Origin of the sequence: Variovorax humicola (assembly GCF_037889915.1) — a bacterium.
Lineage (GTDB): Bacteria > Pseudomonadota > Gammaproteobacteria > Burkholderiales > Burkholderiaceae_C > Variovorax > Variovorax humicola.
Genome location: NZ_JBBKZV010000010.1, coordinates 116435 through 137951, shown reverse-complemented (window position 1 = coordinate 137951; position 21517 = coordinate 116435). Strand labels below are relative to the sequence as shown.

At 64.6% G+C, this 21517-nt stretch carries 20 protein-coding genes; 3 read left to right on the top strand and 17 right to left on the bottom strand.

Annotation, left to right across the window (positions count from 1 at the left end):
* Positions 1–119: 119 nt before the first annotated feature.
* The 7 genes from WKW80_RS17970 to WKW80_RS17940 all read right to left on the bottom strand — a co-directional run bounded on the left by WKW80_RS17970 (position 120) and on the right by WKW80_RS17940 (position 7592).
* A complete protein-coding gene (locus WKW80_RS17970) occupies positions 120–524 on the bottom strand; it encodes a YchJ family protein (RefSeq protein ID WP_340364925.1) in 405 nt (134 codons plus the stop codon).
* A 10-nt stretch (positions 525–534) separates the two neighbouring features.
* Positions 535–1665 (bottom strand): acyl-CoA dehydrogenase family protein, encoded by a 1131-nt coding sequence (locus WKW80_RS17965; protein WP_340364924.1) that lies wholly within the window; start codon positions 1663–1665, stop codon positions 535–537.
* A 100-nt stretch (positions 1666–1765) separates the two neighbouring features.
* Complete coding sequence (locus tag WKW80_RS17960; protein ID WP_340364923.1) at positions 1766–3022, bottom strand: glutamate carboxypeptidase; 1257 nt, start codon at positions 3020–3022, stop codon at positions 1766–1768.
* 86 nt (positions 3023–3108) lie between these two features.
* The gene (locus tag WKW80_RS17955; RefSeq protein WP_340364922.1) at positions 3109–4293 is read right to left on the bottom strand and encodes an acetyl-CoA C-acyltransferase; all 1185 of its coding nucleotides are present in this window, start codon (positions 4291–4293) and stop codon (positions 3109–3111) included.
* Positions 4294–4444: 151 nt separating this feature from the next.
* Positions 4445–6265, bottom strand: a complete 1821-nt coding sequence (aceK, locus tag WKW80_RS17950; protein ID WP_340364921.1) for a bifunctional isocitrate dehydrogenase kinase/phosphatase — start codon at positions 6263–6265, stop codon at positions 4445–4447.
* Between the two features lie 6 nt (positions 6266–6271).
* The gene (gene can, locus WKW80_RS17945) at positions 6272–6976 is read right to left on the bottom strand and encodes a carbonate dehydratase (RefSeq protein ID WP_340364920.1); all 705 of its coding nucleotides are present in this window, start codon (positions 6974–6976) and stop codon (positions 6272–6274) included.
* A 211-nt stretch (positions 6977–7187) separates the two neighbouring features.
* The gene (locus WKW80_RS17940) at positions 7188–7592 is read right to left on the bottom strand and encodes a MerR family transcriptional regulator (RefSeq protein ID WP_340364919.1); all 405 of its coding nucleotides are present in this window, start codon (positions 7590–7592) and stop codon (positions 7188–7190) included.
* A 102-nt stretch (positions 7593–7694) separates the two neighbouring features.
* On the opposite strand from WKW80_RS17940, the gene WKW80_RS17935 reads away from it, so the two are divergent.
* Both WKW80_RS17935 and WKW80_RS17930 read left to right on the top strand, forming a co-directional pair.
* The gene (locus WKW80_RS17935; RefSeq protein WP_340364918.1) at positions 7695–8759 is read left to right on the top strand and encodes an MBL fold metallo-hydrolase; all 1065 of its coding nucleotides are present in this window, start codon (positions 7695–7697) and stop codon (positions 8757–8759) included.
* Between the two features lie 6 nt (positions 8760–8765).
* Entirely contained in the window at positions 8766–10088 is a 1323-nt protein-coding gene (locus tag WKW80_RS17930; protein WP_340364917.1) for a leucine-rich repeat-containing protein kinase family protein, read from the top strand.
* On the opposite strand, the gene WKW80_RS17925 is transcribed toward WKW80_RS17930, so the two are convergent.
* Positions 10057–10758 carry a GNAT family N-acetyltransferase gene (locus WKW80_RS17925; protein ID WP_340364916.1) on the bottom strand — a complete coding sequence of 234 codons (702 nt, stop codon included), beginning with the start codon at positions 10756–10758 and terminating at the stop codon, positions 10057–10059. The two genes, WKW80_RS17930 and WKW80_RS17925, sit on opposite strands and share 32 nt — an antisense overlap.
* Before the next feature lie 295 nt (positions 10759–11053).
* Here WKW80_RS17925 and WKW80_RS17920 point away from each other — a divergent pair, with 295 nt between their 5' ends.
* Positions 11054–11824 carry an SDR family oxidoreductase gene (locus WKW80_RS17920; RefSeq protein ID WP_340364915.1) on the top strand — a complete coding sequence of 257 codons (771 nt, stop codon included), beginning with the start codon at positions 11054–11056 and terminating at the stop codon, positions 11822–11824.
* A 482-nt stretch (positions 11825–12306) separates the two neighbouring features.
* On the opposite strand, the gene WKW80_RS17915 is transcribed toward WKW80_RS17920, so the two are convergent.
* The 9 genes from WKW80_RS17915 to WKW80_RS17875 form a co-directional block, all read right to left on the bottom strand.
* Entirely contained in the window at positions 12307–13287 is a 981-nt protein-coding gene (locus WKW80_RS17915; protein WP_340364914.1) for a M48 family metallopeptidase, read from the bottom strand.
* A gap of 30 nt (positions 13288–13317) precedes the next feature.
* Positions 13318–14052, bottom strand: a complete 735-nt coding sequence (locus WKW80_RS17910) for a lysophospholipid acyltransferase family protein (RefSeq protein WP_340364913.1) — start codon at positions 14050–14052, stop codon at positions 13318–13320.
* A gap of 32 nt (positions 14053–14084) precedes the next feature.
* Complete coding sequence (gene gmhB, locus WKW80_RS17905) at positions 14085–14675, bottom strand: D-glycero-beta-D-manno-heptose 1,7-bisphosphate 7-phosphatase (protein WP_340364912.1); 591 nt, start codon at positions 14673–14675, stop codon at positions 14085–14087.
* A gap of 10 nt (positions 14676–14685) precedes the next feature.
* The gene (gene glyS / locus WKW80_RS17900; RefSeq protein ID WP_340364985.1) at positions 14686–16833 is read right to left on the bottom strand and encodes a glycine--tRNA ligase subunit beta; all 2148 of its coding nucleotides are present in this window, start codon (positions 16831–16833) and stop codon (positions 14686–14688) included.
* Between the two features lie 9 nt (positions 16834–16842).
* Positions 16843–17748, bottom strand: coding sequence for a glycine--tRNA ligase subunit alpha (gene glyQ / locus WKW80_RS17895; RefSeq protein ID WP_340364911.1), 906 nt, complete (start codon positions 17746–17748; stop codon positions 16843–16845).
* Positions 17749–17840: 92 nt separating this feature from the next.
* On the bottom strand, positions 17841–18005 hold the full coding sequence (locus WKW80_RS17890; protein ID WP_340364910.1) for a hypothetical protein: 165 nt from the start codon (positions 18003–18005) through the stop codon (positions 17841–17843).
* A gap of 158 nt (positions 18006–18163) precedes the next feature.
* Complete coding sequence (lnt, locus tag WKW80_RS17885; RefSeq protein WP_340364909.1) at positions 18164–19723, bottom strand: apolipoprotein N-acyltransferase; 1560 nt, start codon at positions 19721–19723, stop codon at positions 18164–18166.
* The gene (locus WKW80_RS17880) at positions 19720–20598 is read right to left on the bottom strand and encodes an HlyC/CorC family transporter (RefSeq protein WP_340364908.1); all 879 of its coding nucleotides are present in this window, start codon (positions 20596–20598) and stop codon (positions 19720–19722) included. The genes lnt and WKW80_RS17880 overlap by 4 nt, the downstream gene beginning before the upstream one ends.
* Before the next feature lie 101 nt (positions 20599–20699).
* Complete coding sequence (locus WKW80_RS17875; protein ID WP_340364907.1) at positions 20700–21428, bottom strand: GNAT family N-acetyltransferase; 729 nt, start codon at positions 21426–21428, stop codon at positions 20700–20702.
* Positions 21429–21517: the final 89 nt, after the last annotated feature.

The window sequence follows — 21517 nt, the reverse complement described above, 5'->3', positions numbered from 1 at the left end:
CGGTCTGTCGCCAATATGGACACAATCGCCCGATCCGCTACTGAATTGATAGCGTCTTACGCAAGCCGGGCGGGCCTCACCCGCGTTTTCGTTCTTTTATCGCCCGGGCGCAAGGCACGTCACCGCAGGCCGCCGTCGACGTAATACCAGCGCCCGCCTTCGCGCACGAAGCGGCTGCGCTCGACCAGCCGGCTGGCGCGGCCCGTGGCATCGCGCTGGCGCGCCACGAATTCGACCTCGGCGTGCTCGCCATCGACCATGCTTCGCGCGCGCACCTCCAGCCCGAGCCACCGCACGCCCGAGTCGAAGCTCACCCGCGACGGCCGCTTGCTGGCATGCCAGGTGGCCAGCAGATAGTCGGCCCGCTCGCGCACGAAAGCCGTGTAGCGCGAGCGCATCAGCGATTCGGCATCCGGCGCCGGCGTGGCATCGAAGTCGTCGACGTAGCGGCCACAGCACTGCGCATACGGCAACGGCCGCGCACGCTGGTCGCTACGGCCGCAGGGGCACTGGAGTTCGGCCATGAGAACGGACTCAGGCCAGCGAGCGCTGAATCAACAACTTCTGGATATCCGAAGTGCCCTCGTAGATCTGGCACACGCGCACGTCGCGGTAGATGCGCTCCAGCGGAAAGTCGTTCACGTAGCCGTAGCCGCCCAGCGTCTGGATCGCGGCGCTGCAGACTTTCTCGGCCATCTCGCTGGCGAAGAGCTTGGCCATGGCGGCTTCCTTCAGGCAGGGCCGACCGGCGTCGCGCAGGCTGGCGGCGTGCCAGATCAATTGACGTGCGGCCTCGAGTTGCGTCGCGCACTCGGCCAGCCGAAAGCCCACGGCCTGCTGATCGAAGATGGCGCTGCCGAAGGCTTGCCGCTCCTTGGCGTAGGCCAGCGCCACCTCGAACGCACTGCGAGCCATGCCCACGCTTTGCGCGGCAATACCGATGCGCCCCCCTTCGAGCGCGCCCAGCGCAATCTTGTAGCCCTCGCCCTCCTGGCCGATCAGGTTTTCTGCCGCGATTCGGCAACCGTCGAAGTTGATCTGCGCGGTATCGCTGCTGTGCTGGCCAAGCTTGTCTTCCAGACGCGCCACGTTGTAGCCCGGCGCGTCGGTCGGCACCACGAACGCGCTCATGCCCTTCTTGCCGGCGGCCTTGTCGGTCATGGCAATGACGATGGCCACCTGCCCGTTCTTGCCGCTGGTGATGAACTGCTTGACGCCGTCGATCACATAGCCGTCGCCATCGCGCCTGGCCGTGGTGCGCAAGGACGACGCATCACTGCCCGCCTGCGGTTCGGTCAGGCAGAAGGCGCCGAGCATCTGCCCCTGCGCCAGCGGATGCAGCCACTTCTTCTTCTGCTGCGCGTTGCCGTAGCGCATGAGGATCGCGTTGACCGGGCAGTTGGTGACGCTGATCGCCGTGCTGGTGCCGCCATCGCCGGCCGCGATCTCCTCGAGCACCAGCGCAAGCGTGAGGTAGTCGAGCCCGGCACCGCCGTCTTCCTCCGGCACGCAGATGCCGTACGCGCCAAGCGCGGCAAGGCCTTGGTGCACTTCCTTCGGGAAGCTGTGCTCCCGGTCCCACGTCGGCGCGTGCGGCCACAGTTCGGCTTGCGCAAAGTCTCGAACGGCGTCGCGGATGGCTTCCTGGTCGGCGGTCAGCAACATGATCAGCGCCCGCCGCCGGACCGCCCCAAAGCGAGGCGCGCCGCCCTCTCGGGGGGTGGAGTTGCACGAGTGAAGCGAGTGAAAAGCCAGGGGGTCATGTCTACTTTCCTTGTCCGAGGTCCATGATCATGCGCGCGGCCATGTAGAGCCGGCGCGGAATCGCGTCGACCACCACGTATTCGGCCTTGTCGGTGTGATAGCCGAAGCCCGGCAGGCCCATGCCTTCGATCACGGGCTTGCCCGAGAGCGACGCATAGGCCGCGTCGGTGCCGCCGCCACCCACCCGCTCCTCTACCTCGACGACGCCGCCGGCTTCCTTGTAGAAACCCACGGCCTTGTCGATGAGCCTGCGTCCGCCCTCGCCGCCGGAGAAGGCGGGGCGTCCGCGCGTGATGACGATGGCGACCTCGGCGCCAGGCACCTTCTTCTTCTGCGCGCGCTCTTCCAGCGTCTTCATCGCGGCTTCGAATTCCTCGTTGCGCGTGTAGCGCACGTCCGCATTCACCGTGGCGCTGTCGGGAATGATGTTGTTGGACGGGCCACCGCCCTTGATGATGGTCCAGTTGAAGCGCAGCCCCTTGGACCTGTCGTCGATGTCCATGGTGCGCAACACCAGGTCGGCTGCCTCGACCACCGCGTTGACGCCAAGCTCTGGCGCTGCGCCTGCATGCGAGGCCTTGCCCGTGATGTTGGCCTGCACGTACGCAATGCCCGAAGTGCCCACCGGGAACTGCTCGACGTCTGCCGGGCTGGGTTCGAACGACAGCACGTAGTCGGCCTGCTTCGCCTCTTCCTGGATCAGGTCGCGCGACCCGAACGAACCCTTTTCTTCATCGGTGTTGAACAGCACGGTGATGCTGCCGTAGTCGCGCACGCCGTAGGCCTTCAGCAACCTGAGCGTGTGCAGGATGACCGCGTTGCCACCCTTGTCGTCGGCAATGCCGGGGCCGTAGGCCTTGTTGCCTTCGACGCGGAACGGCGCCTTGGCCAGGGTTCCCTTGGGATAGACGGTGTCCATGTGAGACATCAGCAGCAGGTGCTTGCCGCCCTTGCCCTTGAGCTTGCCGACGATGTTGTCGCCGACCACACCGCCAGCGGCCTTGATGCGCATGACGGTGAAACCCAGCGCCTTCAACTCGTCCTCGAGAAACTTGCCCGCGTTGGCGATGCCTTGCACGTCGCCGGTGCCGGTTTCGATGCTGACCAGCTTTTCGAGCGTCTTGAGCACGGCCGGTTGCTCGGCGGTAGCGGCATCGAACAGCGCGTTGTCGCGCTTGGGTTGCGCCAGCACGCCAGGCGTCAGGAATGCCGATGCCAGCAGGGTTGCCAGCACGGTACGGGATAGGCGCGAGTGCACGGAAGATCCTTCGATTCGGTGGTTGTTTTTCGAAGCTGGGAATGCGCTGCCAGCCGGGCCGCGCGCAGGCCGTCGGAAATCGAAATTCAGAGCAGTTCGAGCGCCACCGCCGTGCCCTCGCCGCCGCCGATGCACAGCGTGGCCACGCCCCGCTTCAGCCCGCGCGACTTCAGCGCATGGATCAGCGTGACCATGATGCGCGCGCCGCTGGCGCCGATCGGGTGGCCCAGCGCGCAGGCGCCGCCGTGCACGTTGACGATGTCGTGCGAGACGCTCAGCTCGTGCATCAGCGCCATCGGCACCACCGCAAAGGCCTCATTGACTTCCCACAGGTCGACGTCCTTCACGCTCCAGCCGGTCTTCTTGAACAGCTTGCCGACGGCCCCCACCGGCGCGGTCGAGAACCACTCGGGTTGCTGCGCGTGCGTGGCGTGGCCCACCAGGCGTGCGAGCGGCTTGGCACCGATCTTCCTGGCATGCGACTCGGTCATCATGACCAGTGCCGCGGCGCCGTCGTTGATGGACGAGCTCGATGCGGCCGTGATGGTGCCACCGTCCTTCTTGAAGGCCGGCTTGAGCGTCTTGATCTTGTCGAGCTTGACCTTGCCCGGACCTTCGTCGATCGAGATGACGGTGTCCCCGCCGCGGCCCTTGACGGTGACGGGCGCGATCTCGTCCTTGAACAAGCCGGTATCGGTCGCCTTCTTGGCCCGTTCGACGCTGGCGATGGCAAAGGCATCCTGCTGCTCGCGCGTGAAGCTGTACTTGGCCGCGCAGTCTTCGCCGAACGTGCCCATCGAGCGGCCCGGCTGGTAGGCGTCCTCCAGGCCGTCGAGCATCATGTGGTCGAAGATGCGGTCATGGCCCATGCGGTAGCCGCCGCGGCCCTTGAGCATGAGGTAGGGCGCGTTCGTCATGCTCTCCATCCCGCCCGCGACGATCACGTCATTCGTGCCCGCCAGCAGCATGTCGTGCGCCAGCATCGCGGCCTTCATGGCCGAGCCGCACATCTTGCTGAGCGTGACCGCGCCCGCGCTGTCCGGCAACCCGCCCTTGTAGGCCGCCTGCCGCGCAGGCGCCTGACCCTGGCCCGCCATCAGGCAATTGCCGAACAGCACCTCGCCCACCGACTCGGGCGCGACACCTGCTCGCTCCACGGCAGCCTTGATCGCAGCGCCGCCAAGGTCGTGCGCTGCCAAAGAAGAAAAGTCGCCCTGGAAACCGCCCATGGGCGTGCGCGCCGCGCCGACGATAACAATGGATTCAGCCATGAAAACTACTCCTTCAATTCAACAACAACACAACAATAAAAGGCCGCAATATCTTCATTCAAGAAACACCGCCGGCCTTGCCGGGCCGTCGGTGTTACCCCCGGCAGTGGGAGGGAGAAGCGCACGAAGTGCGCGCAGCCTGGGGGCGAGCCTAGAAATACGGCGCGTGCCCATCATGCTGAAAGCGCTGCGCCTCGTCATAGGGGAATACATCCAGCATCTGCCCGGCCTGGATGCGCTCCTTGTGGCTTTGCCAGAAGGCCGCGTCGAGCAAGTCGGCATGGTGCGCCATGAAAGCCTTGCGCACTGAATCGTTGCCCAGCAGGAACGGGCCGAAAGTCTCGGGAAACACGTCCTTCGGGCCGACCTTGTACCAGATCTCCCCGCTCATTTCGTCTTCCTCGTTGCGCGGCTCCGGCACCTTGCGGAAATTGCAGTCGGTGATGTATTCGATCTCGTCGTAGTCGTAGAACACGACCTTGCCGTTGAGCGTGACACCGAAGTTTTTCCACAGCATGTCACCTGGAAAAATGTTGGCCGCCACCATGTCCTTGATGGCATTGCCGTACTCGGTCACCGCATGCTCCAACTGGTCGCGGGCGCGCTTGGCCGTGGCCGGTCCGTCAGGCGAGGCGAGCTGGTCGAACGCTTCCTGCAGGTAGATGTTGAGCGGGATCATGCGCCGCTCGATGTAGACGTGCTTGAGCACCACTTCCATCTCGCCGTTGCCGTCGGTATCCCCGATCTCCAGTTGGCTCGGCGCGAACTTCTCGATCTCGGCGATGAGGTCGGGCTCGAAGCGATCCAGTGGAAAGCCGACGTCGCTGTACTCCAGCGTGTCGGCCATGCGGCCCACGCGGTCGTGATGCTTCACCAGCATGTACTTGCCCTTGATCTGCTCGCGCGTCGTCTCTTTCTGCGGCGGGTAGAAGTCCTTGATGACTTTGAACACGTACGGGAACGACGGCAGGTCGAAGACCAGCATCACCATGCCCTTGATGCCGGGCGCAATGCGGAACTTGTCGCTCGAATAATTCAGGTGCGACAGGAAGTCACGGTAGAACAGGGTCTTGCCCTGCTTCGCCAACCCCAGCGCGTTGTAGATCTCGGCGCGCGGCTTGCGCGGCATCAGCGACCGCAGGAACTGCACATAGGCCGAGGGCACCTCCATGTCGACCATGAAGTAGGCACGCGCAAAGCTGAACAGCATCTGCAGGTCGTCCTCGCCGAACAACGTCGCATCGACGTAGAAGTGACCCTTGCTGTCATGCAGGATGGGCAGCGCAAACGGCAGTTCGACAAAACCGTTGATGATCTTGCCGACCAGGTAGGCGCCCTTGTTCCGATAGAACAGGCCCGACAGCACCTGCAACTGGAAATTGGCCCGCAGCTTGACCTGGTGAAAGCGCCCGAGGATCGCAGCCGCCACGCGCTCGGCATCGCGCCGTCGGTTGGCAAAGGTGCCAAGCAGCGCGTAGTCGTCGATCACCCGCTCGACGGTGTCGGCCAGTCCGTCGTGCGTGGGGTAGTAGGCGCGGAAATGCGGTGCGCCGCGCGGCTCGATGTACTCGGTGCTGATAGCCGGCCGCACGAAGATGAAGTCGTTCTGGAAATACGCGCGGTGCAGGATCTTCGTGGTGACCGAGTTGAAGAAAGTCTCGGCGAGTTCGGGCTGGTGGTGGTTCACCAGCAGCCCGATGAAGTGCAGCTTGGTCTGGTGCCAGACGTCCATCGGCTGTTCGCCCGCCCTGAACTCCTTCTCAAGCCGGGCCACGGCCTCGTTCACGCGCAGGTCATAGAACTCGATGCGCTCGCGCTGGGCGCGCTGCTGACCATGCCAGTCGGCCGTTTCGAACCGATGCTTGGCACGCGAGGATTCCGCACGAAACAGCCGGTAATGGCGATTGAAACCGTCGATCAGCGCCTTGGCAATGTCGTACGCGAGCGGGGAGTCGAGTCGTTGCGGGAACATGCTCTTTCAAGCCTCCTTGACGACCTCCGAATTGTGGTGCATCCCGTTGCCGTTCCCGCTCCACTTGTAGCGGATGCGCTGGACGGCCGCCTTGTAGAGGCTGTCCAGCGGCTTGCTGTTGTCGGCCGTCAGGCCAAGATCTTGCAGCAGGCCGTCATGCACGCCGAAGGCCCAGCCATGGATGCTCACGTTCTGGCCGCGGCTCCAGGCATCGACCATCACGGTGCTGACCGCCACGTTGACCACCTGCTCCGTCACGTTGAGTTCACACAGCGCATCGGCGCGCGACTCCGGCGCAACGGTCTCGAGCAGCACGCGATGCCGGTCGCGCACGTCCTGGATGTGACGGATCCAGTTGTCGGCGATGCCGATGCGCGCGCCTTCCATGGCCGCCTGCACGCCGGAGCAGCCGTAGTGGCCGACCACCATGATGTGCTGCACCTTCAGGCGCTCCACCGCGAACTGGATCGCCGACAGAGCGTTCAGGTCGGAGTGCACCACGATGTTGGCCACGTTCCGGTGCACGAACACCTCGCCCGGCTCCAGGCCGGTGATCTGGTTGGCGGGCACGCGGCTGTCGGAGCAGCCGATCCACATGTACTTGGGCGTCTGCTGCTTCACCAGGCCGGTGAAGAAGCCGGGGCGATCTCGCTCCATCTGCGAGGCCCAGTGACGGTTGTGCGCGAAAAGGTCCGGGAGATTGTCTGACATGAAAGGTATTGTCCAATGAGCGTTAATAGACTGGGTTGATCATTTCAGTTCAACGTCGCGATCGCGTGAGCTGCGAACACAAGAACCAGGGACGAGCACTGCGACGTCTGTTCGTGGGCGCCCGCGGAACCGGCTTTGCCGGATCGCCGGGTGCGCCCCCTCGAGGGGACTTGAGGGGGAGGCGCCGCGGGCGCATCGAGGGTGTTTCATTTCAACCGGCCTTGGCCTTGAGCGCCCTTGCCAGCGTGATGCGCGTCTTTTTCTCTTGCTCGCGCACCTCGTCCAGGTTGGCTTGCAATTCGGCCTGCCGACCCTCCAACTGCGCCCGGTGCGCACCCAGGACGCCCAGGAAGCGCTGCAATTGCGGCACCGTGTCGCGCGGGCTGTCGTACATGTCGAGGATTTCCTTCGCCTCGGTCAGGCTCAGGCCGAGCCGCTTGGCACGCAGGGTCAGCAAGAGCCGCGCGCGATCGCGCGCCGTGTACACGCGCTGCCGGCCGCCCGGGCCGCTGCGCATGGGCGTGAGCAGGCCCCTGTCCTCGTAAAAACGGATCGCGCGCGTGGTCAGGTCGAATTCCCTGGCGAGCTCGCTGATGGTAAAAGTCTGCGATTCCATCCGGATGAGGGTGAGGGCCGTTGCGGGTGCGACAGCACGATCGGGCCGCTGTACCTACAATGGGCGATTCACCCATGACGTTTACGTAAACGTCAATAGTACATGAACTTGCTCGAACGCGAACTCCATTACCCCCTGGGCGACTTCTTGCCAACTCCGGGCATTGCCCACGAGGTCCTGCCCGGCGTGCGCTGGATTCGCATGGCGCTGCCCTTTGCGCTGGACCACATCAACCTCTGGCTGCTGCGCGACACCATCGACGGCGTCGAAGGCTGGACGGTAATCGATTGCTGCATCGCGCACGATGCGTCGCGCAAGCAATGGGAAGACATCTTCGCGACACAACTCGAAGGCATGCCGATCCTGCGCGTGATCGTCACGCACATGCACCCCGATCACATCGGCCTGGCCGGCTGGCTGTGCGCGCGCTGGAAAGTGCCGCTGTGGATCAGTTCCACCGACTACCACGTGGCCCGCACGCTCACCAGTCCCGATGCCAGCGACACCCTGGCCGGCGGCGACGCCGCAGCCGACTTCTTCGCTGCACACGGCCTGACGGACCCTGGAGCCGTCGCCACGATCCGCGGACGCAGCAACTACTACCGCAACCTGGTGCCCGGCGTGCCCGACACCTTCGTACGCATGCTCGACGGCGACACGGTACAGATCGGCGGTCGCGATTGGAAATGCATCAGCGGCTACGGCCACGCACCCGAGCACATCGCGCTGTATTGCGATGAGCTGCATGCCCTCGTCGGCGGCGACATGATGCTGCCGCGCATCTCGACCAACGTGAGCGTGCATGCCGGCGAGCCGGACGCAAACCCGCTGCGCCTGTTCCTCGACAGCATCGAACGCTTTCTCGAACTGCCTGAAGACACGCTCGGCCTGCCCTCGCACGGCAAGCCCTTCACCGGCGTTCATCGCCGCGTCGGGCAACTGCAGGAACACCACCGCGACCGGCTTGCTGAAATGCTCGCGGCCTGCACGGAGCAGCCGCACACCGCGGCCGAAGCATTGCCGATCATGTTCAAGCGCCCGCTCGACCTGCACCAGATGACCTTTGCCATGGGTGAAACAGTGGCGCACCTGCATCTGCTGCGATTCGCGGGCCAACTCAAGCGCACCGTCGATGCGCAGGGTGTCTACCGCTTCGGCGCGCCCTGACCCGTGTTGAAGGGGCACACGCTCGCGCAGCTTCGCAGCGGCGAACTGGCTGGCCACCACTGGCTCGACCTCTCCTGCGGACTGACCGAATTTCCACGCGAAATATTCGACCTTGCCGACACGCTCGAGGTACTGAACCTCACGCGCAATGCGCTGCAAAGCCTGCCCGACGACATGGCGCGGCTGCATCGCCTGCGCATCCTCTTCTGTTCCGAAAACCGCTTCACTGCGTTGCCCGCGTCGCTCGGCGCCTGCCACTCGCTGGAGATGATCGGCTTCAAGTCCTGCCAGATCCGCGACGTGCCCGCGAGCGCCCTGCCCGAGCGACTGCGCTGGCTGATCCTGACCGACAACGCCATCGAATCATTGCCCGCGGGCTGGGATCGCTTTCCGCGATTGCAGAAGCTCATGCTGGCCGGCAATCGCCTGCGTTCGCTGCCCGAGGACATGGCGAGTTGCCTCCGCCTCGAACTGCTGCGCATCTCGGCCAACCGTTTCAACACCTTGCCGGAATGGTTGCTGCAACTGCCACGGCTGGCCTGGCTGGCCTGCGCCGGCAATCCTTTCAGCGATGCCAATGAAGCTGCCGCGTTGTCGCGGCAAGCCGTACCCGTCATCGACTGGTCACAGCTCACGCTCGAGCAACGGCTCGGCGAAGGTGCATCCGGCCTCATTCACCGGGGCACGTGGCAGCGCACGGCCGATGCGGGCGAAGCGGTGGCGGTGAAACTGTTCAAGGGTGCCGTAACCAGCGACGGCTGGCCGCACAGCGAGATGGCAGCCTGCATGGCGGCCGGCGAGAACGACGGGCTGATCGCGGTACACGGCCGCATCGCCAACCACCCCGAAGACGTCGAGGCGCTGGTGCTCGAACTGGTGCCGCCTCACTTTCGCAACCTGGCCGGTCCCCCCGGCTTCCACTCGTGTACGCGAGACATCTATGACGAGCACGCAAGCTGGCCGCTGGCCACGGCGCTTGCCGTTGCGCGGCAGGTAGCCTGTGCCGCCCAGCAACTGCACGAGCGCGGCATCCTGCATGGCGATCTCTACGGCCACAACATCCTCCATGATGGCGCAGGCCGGGCGATGCTCGGCGACTTCGGCGCGGCATCGTTCGTCGGCACCGGTGCGCAGGCCCCGGCGCTCGAGCGCATCGAGGTGCGCGCCTTCGGCTGCCTGCTGGAAGAGTTGCTCGATCGCAGCCACGACGCCGACGATACGGCGCTCGCACGTTGGCGCGAGCTTCAGCTACGGTGCCTGGAGGACCCTGTTGCCCTCCGCCCCGGCTTTGCGGAAATCAACGCTGCGTTGTCGTCGTCGACCGGCTGAACGGCGCGTCCGTGGCAAGGAGGCATTCCAGCCATCGCAATACCGACGCAAACGGCTTGGCCCGCGGCGCCGAGGCGCGCGCAATTAACGCACGCGACCGCGTCTCCGCATGCACGATGTCGCCATCGCTGCGGTCGACCGTGCAGCAAAAGCCGGCGTGCCGCATCAGTGCCAGCATCGGCTCGTTGTCGGCCAGCACATCGCAACGCAACCAGCTGACGCCGGCCGCATGGGCTGCGTTGCTCAATGCACGCAAAGCCCATGTCGCAATGCCCTGGCGTTGCCAGCGATCGTCCACCATCAGCATGAATTCCGCGCTTTGGCCGTCGGGGTCGATCAGGTAGCGCGCTTCCGCCACCAGCCGCTCCCGGCCAGATTCGTGAACTGCCACGACCAAGGCAAGGTGACGGCGGTAGTCGACGCAGGCCAGGCTCGCCAACTCGTCAGCCGACGCCGGCAATTGAGCGTTGGGAAATCGACGCGAGCGCGAGCGCTCCGACAAGCGATTGATCAAGTCCGCCAGCAACTGGTTGTCCTGTGGCATCACGGGCCGCAGCGTAAGGCGACGATCGCCTTTGAACTGGCGCACGTCGATCAGGCTGGTCGGGTAATGGCTGATCAGGTAGGAGTCGACGAACTCCTCCCCTGTCTGAAAGTTTGGTGTGGTCATCGGCCTGTCGGAACTGGCATTCATGCCCAAGCATACGAGTGAGGCACTGCCATTTCCCCATCACTGGGGGCGTTGACAGCACGACCAAAACATGCTCGCGAGAAGTGGCGGCCGGGCACCGCAGCGCGATCAGCACCTCCATCCCAACTCCCCGGGTCATCTCGACGACTGCGCCCGCCCCCCGCAATGCCCCCGCAATGGCCAAGCCCGCGTCGAGCGCGCGCCAGGTTGGCGCATTGGCGACCGAAAGAGGCAACGACCGGCACTAAGCTGCGCGCTCCTTCAGGAGCAACGCATGGACACCACACAACTCTTCTCCCTCAATGGCCGCACCGCCCTCATCACCGGCGGCTCGCGCGGCATCGGCCGCATGATCGCCGAGGGCTATCTGGCACAAGGCGCCCGCGTCTATATCTCCGCGCGCAAGGCGGATGCCTGCGACCAGACCGCCAAGGAACTGTCGGCCTTCGGCCAATGCGTTTCGCTGCCGGCCGACGTGTCGACCCTCGAAGGCGCACAGGCCCTGGTCGAGGCTTATTCGAGACATGAAAAGACGCTCGACATCCTCGTCAACAACGCTGGTGCCGCATGGGGTGCGCCGTACGGCGACTTCCCCGAAAGCGGCTGGGACAAGGTGGTCGACCTGAACCTCAAGACGCCTTTCTTCCTGACGAAGGCGCTCACACCGATGCTCAAGGCCGCCGCCACCGACCACCTGTCCAAGGTGATCAACATCGCATCGATAGACGGCGTGTCGATCAACCCGCAGGAGACGTACTCGTACGCCGCCAGCAAGGCCGGCCTGATCCACCTCACCAAGCGCATGGCGCTGCGCCTGGCGCAGGAACGCATCGCCGTCAGCGCGATCGCGCCAGGTGCGTTCGCATCCAGCATGAACAAGGAGGCGCGCGACCATGCCGATGAGGTCAGGGGACAAATCCCTGCCGGCCGCATCGGCACGCCGGAGGACATGGCCGGCGCGGCGATCTACCTGGCATCGCGCGCGGGCGACTATGTGATGGGCGCGACGCTCGTCGTCGATGGCGGCATGGCCTGGGCGCGCTGACTCGCGCTGGTCCGGATCAACCGGCGTTCACCGCCATGAACATCCCAGCCTCCCGGCTGGCTCCCGTGAGGCGCGATCATGGCGTCTGCCAGCACTAGTCGCCAGTCGCCAGTTGCCAGTTGCCAGTTGCCAGTTGCCAGTCCGGATGGACCATAAGGCACGCGCTTTTTCCAGAGAGCTTCGCCTCACTTCAGCCACCACGCTATCGCGGGACCGGCGACGCACGAGCACGCCGTAGTCTGTTCGTGGGCACCCGCGGAACCGGCTTTGCCGGGCCGCCGGGTGCGCCCCCTGGAGGGGGAGGCGCCGCAGGCGCTTCGGGGGTGTTTTATTTCCACCCCGCTATCGCGTGACTCGCGACGCATGAAACCAGGACGAGCACGGCGAAGTCTGTTCGTGGGCACCCGCGGAACCGGCTTTGCCGGGCCGCTGGGTGCGCCCCCTGGAGGGGGAGGCGCCGCAGGCGCTTCGGGGGTGTTCAATCAGTACCAGCGCGGGATCGTCTCGTCCTTGAGTTGCTTGCGCAGCACACCGTAGTCCGGCACCACGCTCTCCACCGTTTCCCAGAAGCGCGGGCTATGGTCCATCACGCGCAGATGGCTCAGTTCGTGCGCGACCACGTAGTCGATCACCGGCATCCGGAAGTGAATGAGTCGCCAGTGCAGGCGAATCGCGCCGTCGATGCTCGCACTGCCCCAGCGCGTGGACGCATTCGAGAGCGACAGCTTGGTCCATTGCACGCCGAGCCGCGGCGCGAAATGGTCGAGCCGCTCGATGAAGATGCGCCGCGCCTGCCGCGAGAGCCACGCTTGCGCAGCATCGCGAATCTGCTCAGGCGTCGCGTTGTGCGCGAGCGCCATGCGCAATGTCTTCGGCATCGTCGGGTCGCTGGCTTCGAGCACCGCGCCAACGCCCTTGAACCCGTGCTTCGGGTCGAGCCGGACCACCACGGGTTCGCCGAGAAACGGAAAGCTCACGCCGTCGCGCCACTCGATGCGCGTTGCTTCCAGCTTTGCATAGCGCTGGTCGACCTCGGCCAGCTTGCGAAGGATCCACGCCGACTTCTCCTGCAGTGCCGCATCGACATCGCGCAACGCCACCCAGCGCGGCGCCCTGACCGACAGCCCTTCTGCACCGACCACGAAACCGATCGTCCGCCGCTGGCCGCGCGTGAATTCGTAGGCCACCCGCGCATTGCCGAGCGTGGCCTCGCGCGTGGCGCGCGGATGCACGAAACGCGCGGGGGTCAGCGAATCGGCCAGCGATATTTCGGGCTTCGATGTGCTCTTGACAGGATCAGCTCCGGGAACGGCCGCGGTGGCCGGAGCGGCCTGGGCGGCCGGGGTCATCGGCGCAGCATGATCTGCGCGCGGGGGCTTCTTCGTCGACGGCACCGCCAACTCGTGCGCGTCCGCCGACAGACTGTCGAACAGGTCCAGCGTGTATTGCAGCAGCCCGCGCATGGCGTCAGCCCCTTGGCCTTGAAGTGTGCGTCATGGATACGCCTCGGGGTCGAGCCGACGCATCTCTGCTTCGATCCATGCTTCGACTTCGCGCATCAACTCGTCGGGCTTGCGGCCAACGCTCGGAATCGCGGGCCCGATCGACACATCCACGATGCCCGGCCGCTTGATGAAGGCCTTGCGCGGCCAGACCTTCGCCGAGGTCACGGCAATGGGCACCACCGGCGCGCCGGTCTCGCAGGCAAGCCGTGTGCCGCCCGACTTGTAGGTGCCCTTCTGCCCGCGCGGAATGCGGGTGCCCTCGGGAAACATGATGATCCAGATGCCTTGCGCCAGCAGCGCTCGGCCCTGGCTGACCACCTTGTTGAACGCCTGCGCACGTTGGCTGCGATCGATGTGGATCATGTCGAGCCGCGCCATCGCCCAGCCGAAGAAAGGCACATAGATCAGCTCCTTCTTGAACACATAGGCCAGCGGATGCGACATCAGCGTCGGCATCAGGAAGGTCTCGAAGGTCGACTGGTGCTTGACCAACAGCACTGCGCCGGCACGCTTGTCCTGCGGCAGGTTCTCCATGCCGGTCACGCGCGTCTCGATGCCGAGGATCACGCGCGCGCCGCCAATCGCCCAGCTGAGCCAGCGCACTGCCATCCACCACAGCGGCTCGCCCCGGCGCCAGATCGAGGCGACCACCATGATGAGGCCCCACGGGATCACGGTGACGAGCATCCACAGCATGTGAAGAATGGAACGAAGCAATGCCATGGAGTCGGTCTTCTTGTGCAATGGAAACAATGTCAGTCTTGCGGCGCCGCCAGCGCCGCCTTGTCTTCGCGCTCTTCGCGCGCCAGCAGGAAATCGACGAAAGCCGCCAGGTTGTCATGCACCTGCGTTCCGGGCGGGTACTCGGGCGGCAATGGCATGATGCCGCGGCACGCCTCGCCCATGCCGGTCAGCAGCAGGTGCGGCTCGCACCCGGCCGCCGCGCCCGCCTGCACATCGCGCAGGCTGTCGCCCGCCGTCGGCACGCCGGAAAGATCGACGCCGAAGCGCTCGCCGATCTGCAGGAACAAACCCGGCTTCGGCTTGCGGCATTCGCAGTTCTCATCGGGGCTGTGCGGACAATAGAACACCGCATCGACCTTGCCACCCACGGCCGCGAGCATCTTGTGCATCTTCGCGTGCATCTGGTTGAGCGACGCCACGTCGAACAACCCGCGACCCAGCCCCGACTGGTTGGACGCGATTACCACATGCCAACCCGCATGGTTGAGCCGCGCAATCGCTTCCAGCGCGCTGGGCAACGGCGTCCACTCGATCTCGCTCTTGACGAAGTCTTCGCGGTGCACGTTGATGGAGCCGTTACGGTCGAGGATGACGAGCTTCATGACAATGGCCTCAGGTTGCGAGCCGCTCCAGTTGCGCCACGCGGTTCATCGACTCGTGCAGCGACTTGAGCAGGCCCAGGCGGTTCAGCCGCAAGTCTGCCTGTTCGGCATTGACCATCACGCCGTCGAAGAAGGCATCGACCGGCGCGCGCAACGCGGCCAGGGATTGCAGCGATGCGGTGTAGTCGCCGGCGTCGAATTGCGCGTCGGCGGTGGGGACGACCTGTTGCATCGCGGCACGCAGCGCCTTCTCGGCGGGCTCTTGCAGCAGCGCATCGGTCACCTGGGCGTCCGCCGATTCGGACGACTTCTTCAGGATATTGCCGATGCGCTTGTTGGCAGCGGCCAGTGCGGGTGCCTCGGGCAGCACGGCGAACGAGCGAACGGCGGCAAGTCGTTTCGGCAGGCTCGACCATTCGGTGAGCTTGCGCGCATACACGGCGGCATCGACCTCCGGAGCCGAATAGCCGGTGTCCTTGAGGTAGCCCTTGAGCCGCTCGATGAGGAACTCGTCGAGCTCCACCGACGGGTCCTTGGCCAGCAGCGGGCCGAACGCCTCGTACGCGAGCCGCGTCAGTTCGTGGAAGTGCAGGGGCAATGCTCGTTCGACCAGCATGCGCACGATGCCCAACGCATGCCGGCGCAACGCAAAAGGATCGCGGTCGCCGGTCGGCAAGTTGCCGATACCGAACATGCCCACCAGCGTTTCGAGCTTGTCGGCCAGCGCGACGACCACGCCGACATCGCCGCGCGGCAACGTGTCGCCCGCAAAGCGCGGTTTGTAGTGGTCCTCGATTGCGTCGGCCACTTCGCCTGGAAGCCCGTCGTGCAGTGCGTAGTAGCGGCCCATCGTGCCTTGCAGCTCGGGGAACTCGCCGACCATGTCAGTGACGAGATCGGCTTTCGCCAGTTGGGCAGCCATCATTGCCAGCGCCGAAAGCGTGTCATCCGCTCCAGTCGTCTCTTTCAATTTCTCAGCGATCCGACCTGCAATGCGCGTCACGCGCTCAACGCGCTCGCCCTGCGTACCCAGCTTGTTGTGATAGACCACCTTGCCCAGCGACTCGACGCGCGAAGCCAGCGTCTTCTTGCGGTCCTGGTCGAAGAAGAACTTCGCATCTGCCAGGCGCGGGCGCACGACACGTTCATTGCCCTGGATCACTGCACTCGCGTCGTCCGGGCTGATGTTGCTGACGACGAGGAACCTGTTGGTGAGCTTGTCGTGCGCATCGACCAGCGGAAAGTACTTCTGGTTGGCCTTCATGGTGAGGATCAGGCACTCTTGCGGCACGGCAAGGAACTCTTTTTCGAACGCGCAAGTGAGCACGTTGGGGCGCTCGACCAGCGCCGTCACTTCGTCGAGCAGCGCATCGTCTTCGATCGGCTTTGCGCCGCCGCCCACCTTCGCCGCCGCAGCGGCAAGCTGCCGCGCGATGTCGCTGCGGCGCGCGTCGAAGCTTGCGATCACCGCGCCTTCGTCGGCAAGTTGCTGCGCATAGCTGTCGGCATCGCGCAGCACGACCGGATCGACCTTCGCTTCGAAGCGGTGGCCGTGCGTGTCTCGGCCCGACTGGAGGCCAAGCGCTTCGACCGGCAACACATCGCTGCCGTGCAGCGCCACGAGGCCATGCGCGGGTCGCACGAAGCTCACGCTGCTCCAGCCCGGCAACTCGCAATTGGCCTCGAGCTGATAGCTCATGACCTTGGGAATCGGTAGCTTCGCAATGGCTTCGGCCAGCGCCTTCTGCAACCCTTCCGCAAGCGTCGCGCCCTTCACCGTGCTCTCGTAGAACAGCGCCTCGGCCTTGCCATCCTGCGCGCGCTTGAGCCCGGCCACTGCCGATGCATCGGCACCGAGCGCAGTCAATTTCTTCAGCAAAGCCGGCGTCGCGCCGCCCGAGGCATCGAGCCCGACGGAGACCGGCATCAGCTTTTGCGAAACAGCCTTGTCTGCCGCGTGCGGCGCGACGTCCGTCAAGTGCGCCGCCAGCCTGCGCGGCGATGCAAATGCCGTCAGCACCGAGCCGCCACCAGCCAGGCCTTGCGCGACGAGTTGATCTCGCAGCACACCCGCAAACGCGTCGCCGAGCTTGCGCAATGCCTTCGGCGGCAATTCTTCAACGAACAGTTCGACCAGCAGGTTCTTGTTGTGATTCATGCTCATCGCTCAGGCGGCCTTCTTCGGAATTTGCGCAACCCACTCGCGAGGTGCGAGCGGGAAGCCGAGCCGCTCGCGGCTCTCGTAATAGCTTTGCGCAACGCTGCGCGCGAGGTTGCGGATGCGGCCGATGTAGGCAGCACGTTCGGTCACGCTGATGGCGCCGCGCGCATCCAGCAGGTTGAAGCTGTGTGCGGCCTTCAGAACCTGCTCGTACGCAGGCAATGCAAGCTGTTGTTCCATCAGGTGCTTCGCCTGCTTCTCGTGGGCGGAAAAGGCCGTGAACAGGAACTCGGCGTCGCTGTGCTCGAAGTTGTAGGTCGACTGTTCGACTTCGTTCTGCTTGTAGACATCGCCATACGTCAGGCCATCCGTCCACGTCAGGTTATAGACGTTGTCCACACCTTGCAAATACATCGCGAGGCGTTCGAGACCGTAGGTGATCTCACCCGTGATCGGCTTGCAGTCGATGCCGCCGACCTGCTGAAAGTAAGTGAACTGCGTGACTTCCATGCCGTTGAGCCAAACCTCCCAACCCAGTCCCCACGCACCGAGAGTCGGGTTCTCCCAATCATCTTCGACGAAGCGGATGTCGTTCTTCTTCAGATCGAAGCCGAGTGCTTCGAGGCTGCCCACGTACAACTCGAGGATGTTCGACGGCGCGGGCTTCAGCACGACCTGGTATTGGTAGTAATGCTGCATGCGGTTCGGATTCTCGCCATAGCGACCGTCCTTGGGACGGCGGCTCGGTTGAACATAGGCCGCCTTCCACGGCTCCGGCCCCAGCGCACGCAGAAATGTCGCGGTGTGCGAGGTGCCTGCACCCACTTCCATGTCGTAGGGCTGCAGCAATGCGCAGCCCTGCTCGGCCCAGTACGACTGCAATTTGAGAATGATTTGCTGGAAGGTCAACATGAGACTGGCCGGCGTAGACCGGACAAAGAGCACACAAGCGCGGACGGAGTCCGCGAAAGCCGGTGATTTTACGGGGGCGCCGCCATTGGGCCCTACACGGCCGACATCGCGATGCCCGGCGGCATCATCGTCGCCTTCAGCCACACGCCCGGCAATCTGGCCCGCACTGCGCCCAAGGCAGTCGATGCGAAAGGCGCATAACTCATCGCCGGCCCCGGGGTCACCGATTCGATGCTGGCTTCCATCCATTCATTCATTGGCTCTCCGGGCTGCAAGGAAATCGCACACCTGGCGCTGGCCGAACGGGCGCGATGAGCGAGCTCATCAGGCAAGGCCAGCATCCTCGGCGAGAGATCTGCACGCCTCGAGGGCAGCACCGCTATGGCGCCGTTCGTCGCCGAACGGTCTGGCCGCCCTATCTGCGGCGCCGAAGCACCCCGGACAGGATCGTGATTGCAATCACGAGCATCGCCGCAATCCATATCGGCACCAGCCCGAATCGCGAGACCCAGCCCGCATACGGCGTGAGTCCGTTGCGCCCCTCCACCATCGCCACCAGCACAGCGCGCGTGAGTCGCGGTAACGACTGCGTCACGACGCCATGGTGGTCGATCACCACCGTGGCGCCGGTGTTGGTGGCGCGCACCATCGGCCGCTGGAACTCGAGCGCGCGCATGCGCGAGATGGCCAGGTGCTGGTCGATCGCGACCGAGTCGCCGAACCACGCGATGTTGCTGACGTTGAGCAGGATGGTCGGCGCAGTCGCCTCGTCGCGAAAATTCGCGCCGATCTCCTCGCCAAACAAGTCCTCGTAGCAGATGTTCGGCGCGATGCGCTGGCCGCGCCACTCAAAGGGCGGCTGCGGCAGCCCGCCACGACCGAAGTCGCCCAGCGGGATGCTCAGCATCTCGGTGAACCAGCGGAACATGCCCGGCACGAACTCGCCGAACGGCACAAGATGATGCTTGTCGTAGCGATACGTCGTGGCCTGACCCGACTTGAATCCAAGCACCGTGTTCGTGTAGCCCCCCCGGTCGCCCATTGGCAAGCCAACGATTGCCGCTTGGGCGTCGCCTGCATAACGCGCCGCCACGGCATCGAGATAACCCGGCGGCAACTGGCTCGGCAGCAATGGCAGCGCGGTTTCGGGCGTGACGACGAGCGAAGCAGTCGCATCTCGCAATTGCACGCCGTACCATTCGAGTGCCGTGGCAATACCCCCTCCGGGAATGAACTTCTGGTCCTGCGGAATATTGCCCTGGAGCAGCGCGACTTGCAGCTGGGGCGGCGGTTTCGTTGCGATTGCAGTAACGTCCGCCGCGCCCAATGAAGCCAGCCCGCCGAGCGCGACCAGCACACCCGTCGGTGCCAGCCACGATCGCTTGAGGCGATAGTCGAGATGCATGCATTGGGCCATCGCCGCAGCGACGAGTGCAGCGAGCGCTCCGATGCCATACACGCCGATCAAGGGCGCGAACATTGCGAGCGGTCCGTCGACGTGCGCATAGCCGCCGGCACCCCACGGGAAACCCGTGAACCAATAGCCGCGAATCAATTCGGCCAATGTCCAGAGCGCCGCGAAGAATATCGGGCGCCAAAGCGGTCGGACCGGCCTCCACGCGACATACACGGCGCAAGCGGCGGCATAGTAAAGCCCCAGCGCCGCCGCCAGCGCAAAGACTGCCAGCGCCGCCAGCGGGGAGGCCATGCCTCCGTAGGTGTGCATCGAGATGAAGAGCCACCAGAAGTTGCCGCAAAGCCACGCGATCGAAAAGGCCCAGCCAAGACCGAAGCTCCTGCGCCACGACTTCGACGCGGCATGGAGGCGCAAGCCGTCAAGCAGCCGGACCAATGCAGCCAAAGACAGCAGTTGAAGCCACCAGAGCGGGCGACCGCCCCACGGCCAGGCAATCGACGCCGCTTGCGCCCCGCCGGCTAGCGCGAAACCGAACGCGCGAAGCAGCGTCGTGTTCAATCTGCAGCGTCGTCGCCGCGCGCGGGCGAGACCTTGAACCAGCGCACAGCGCCGCCCTTGGTGTGAAGCACCACGAAGTCGAAGCCGCCCAGCGCGTGGTGCTCGCCCCGCTTGGGCACATGACCCATCTCGTGCGCAATCAAGCCGCCGATGGTGTCGAAGTCTTCGCTCAGCGCGTCTTCATCGAACAAGATGCCGAAGGCCTCGGCCACGCGCTCGATCGGCGTATCGCCAGAGACGCGGTAGGTGTGATCGGCCAGGCCAAAGATGTCGCCCTCTTCCTCGCCGATGTCGAACTCATCCTCGATCTCACCGACGATCTGCTCGAGCACATCCTCGATGGTGATGAGGCCGGCAACGCGGCCGAACTCATCGATCGTGATCGCAAGGTGGTTGCGATTGCCGCGGAACTCCCGCAGCAGGTCATTAAGTCCCTTGCTCTCCGGCACAAAAGTCGCCGGCCGCAACAAGGCACGCACGTTCAACCCCGGCGCACGCTGCAGCTTGAGCAAGTCCTTCGCAAGCAGGATGCCGATGATGTTTTCCCGTTCGCCCTCGTAGACTGGAAAGCGCGAATGCGCCGTATCGATCACGACATGAATGAGCGAATCAAGGGAAGCGTCGATGTCCAGCAGATCCATGCGCGGCGCCGCCACCATCACGTCGCCCGCCGTCATGTCGGCCATGCGCAGCACCCCTTCGAGCATCACGCGCGACTCGGCGCCGATCACGTCGTTGTCCTCCGCGTCGGCCAGCGTTTCGATCAGCTCATCGCGCGAATCCGGTCCCGGGTGGATGAATTCGGCCAGCTTCTGCAGAAAGCTTCGTTTGTCTTCCCGTTCGACGGGGGTGCGCTCAGGGTGAGGGTCGGCCACTGCTGGAGGGCGTAGTTGGGGAAGCGCAAGGATACCGGAAAGGTGAACGCCTCCCCGGCAAGTTGGCGCCTGCCAACCCGACCGCGACCCCCTGCCGCTACCTATGACTCGGTGTGTTCGGTCGTCGACCGCGCGCCGCGGCGGATTGCCTGCATTCGGTGAAGAAAGCCCCAGAACTGCATGGCCCGGGCCTTCAGCTGGAAGTCGATTTCGCCGAAGTTATCGAGCGCAATTTCGGCCATGCGACTGTCGAAGTCGGCCTTCGGCAGCTGCAGATGCGCCTCGGCTTCGGAGCCGGTGCGGGCGACCGTGGCGCCAGCTTTGCGCGCGATCTTGAGCATTGCGGCGTTTTCGCTGAGTGCGTGGATAAAAAGCATGCCGATGCCCTCATTTCGCGCGGTGACGATGACGCGGTCGAATAGTCGCGCGCCATAGCCACGACCACGGACTTGCTTCGACACGGACCCACCGAACTCCGCGCAATCGATTGGCTGATCTGCCGGCGGAAACGCCAAGTGGGCCATTGCGATGATTTCGAGACGCCGGTTGTAAATGCCGAATATCTCGTCACGTTCGAAATCGAGCGAGTCGACGTAATGGCGCACTTGCTCATCCGAAGCGGCATAGCCAAAACGCAGGAAGCGGTCGTGAAGATCGAGATCGAGCAGGTGGCGCGCGATTCGCTCGCGCTCGCCCGGACCAATGGAACGTATCGGCACGAGGACCGCCGGCTGACCTGGATCGTCCGGCAAGCGCGGTTCAGCCGCTGGCACTTTGAAGAAAGGGCCAGCGCCGAGCGACGCCGTGAGAAGGGAACTTGCACTGAGCATGCTCCCAATATAAGGGTTTTCACCTAGCAAGCAAGTCAGACAATGCCGATAAGTGCCGGCCCGGTGACGTTTTTCGAGGTGATGGCAAG

Coding starts and splice junctions, on each gene's coding strand:
- aceK (WP_340364921.1), bottom strand. CDS start 6,265: ATGTTCCCGCAACGACTCGACTCCCCGCTCGCGTACGACATTGCCAAG.
- WKW80_RS17915 (WP_340364914.1), bottom strand. CDS start 13,287: ATGCGCGGGCTGCTGCAATACACGCTGGACCTGTTCGACAGTCTGTCG.
- glyS (WP_340364985.1), bottom strand. CDS start 16,833: ATGAATCACAACAAGAACCTGCTGGTCGAACTGTTCGTTGAAGAATTG.
- WKW80_RS17970 (WP_340364925.1), bottom strand. CDS start 524: ATGGCCGAACTCCAGTGCCCCTGCGGCCGTAGCGACCAGCGTGCGCGG.
- WKW80_RS17940 (WP_340364919.1), bottom strand. CDS start 7,592: ATGGAATCGCAGACTTTTACCATCAGCGAGCTCGCCAGGGAATTCGAC.
- gmhB (WP_340364912.1), bottom strand. CDS start 14,675: ATGAAGCTCGTCATCCTCGACCGTAACGGCTCCATCAACGTGCACCGC.
- WKW80_RS17955 (WP_340364922.1), bottom strand. CDS start 4,293: ATGGCTGAATCCATTGTTATCGTCGGCGCGGCGCGCACGCCCATGGGC.
- WKW80_RS17920 (WP_340364915.1), top strand. CDS start 11,054: ATGGACACCACACAACTCTTCTCCCTCAATGGCCGCACCGCCCTCATC.
- WKW80_RS17925 (WP_340364916.1), bottom strand. CDS start 10,758: ATGACCACACCAAACTTTCAGACAGGGGAGGAGTTCGTCGACTCCTAC.
- WKW80_RS17890 (WP_340364910.1), bottom strand. CDS start 18,005: ATGAATGAATGGATGGAAGCCAGCATCGAATCGGTGACCCCGGGGCCG.
- WKW80_RS17910 (WP_340364913.1), bottom strand. CDS start 14,052: ATGGCATTGCTTCGTTCCATTCTTCACATGCTGTGGATGCTCGTCACC.
- WKW80_RS17875 (WP_340364907.1), bottom strand. CDS start 21,428: ATGCTCAGTGCAAGTTCCCTTCTCACGGCGTCGCTCGGCGCTGGCCCT.
- glyQ (WP_340364911.1), bottom strand. CDS start 17,748: ATGTTGACCTTCCAGCAAATCATTCTCAAATTGCAGTCGTACTGGGCC.
- WKW80_RS17935 (WP_340364918.1), top strand. CDS start 7,695: ATGAACTTGCTCGAACGCGAACTCCATTACCCCCTGGGCGACTTCTTG.
- WKW80_RS17965 (WP_340364924.1), bottom strand. CDS start 1,665: ATGTTGCTGACCGCCGACCAGGAAGCCATCCGCGACGCCGTTCGAGAC.
- can (WP_340364920.1), bottom strand. CDS start 6,976: ATGTCAGACAATCTCCCGGACCTTTTCGCGCACAACCGTCACTGGGCC.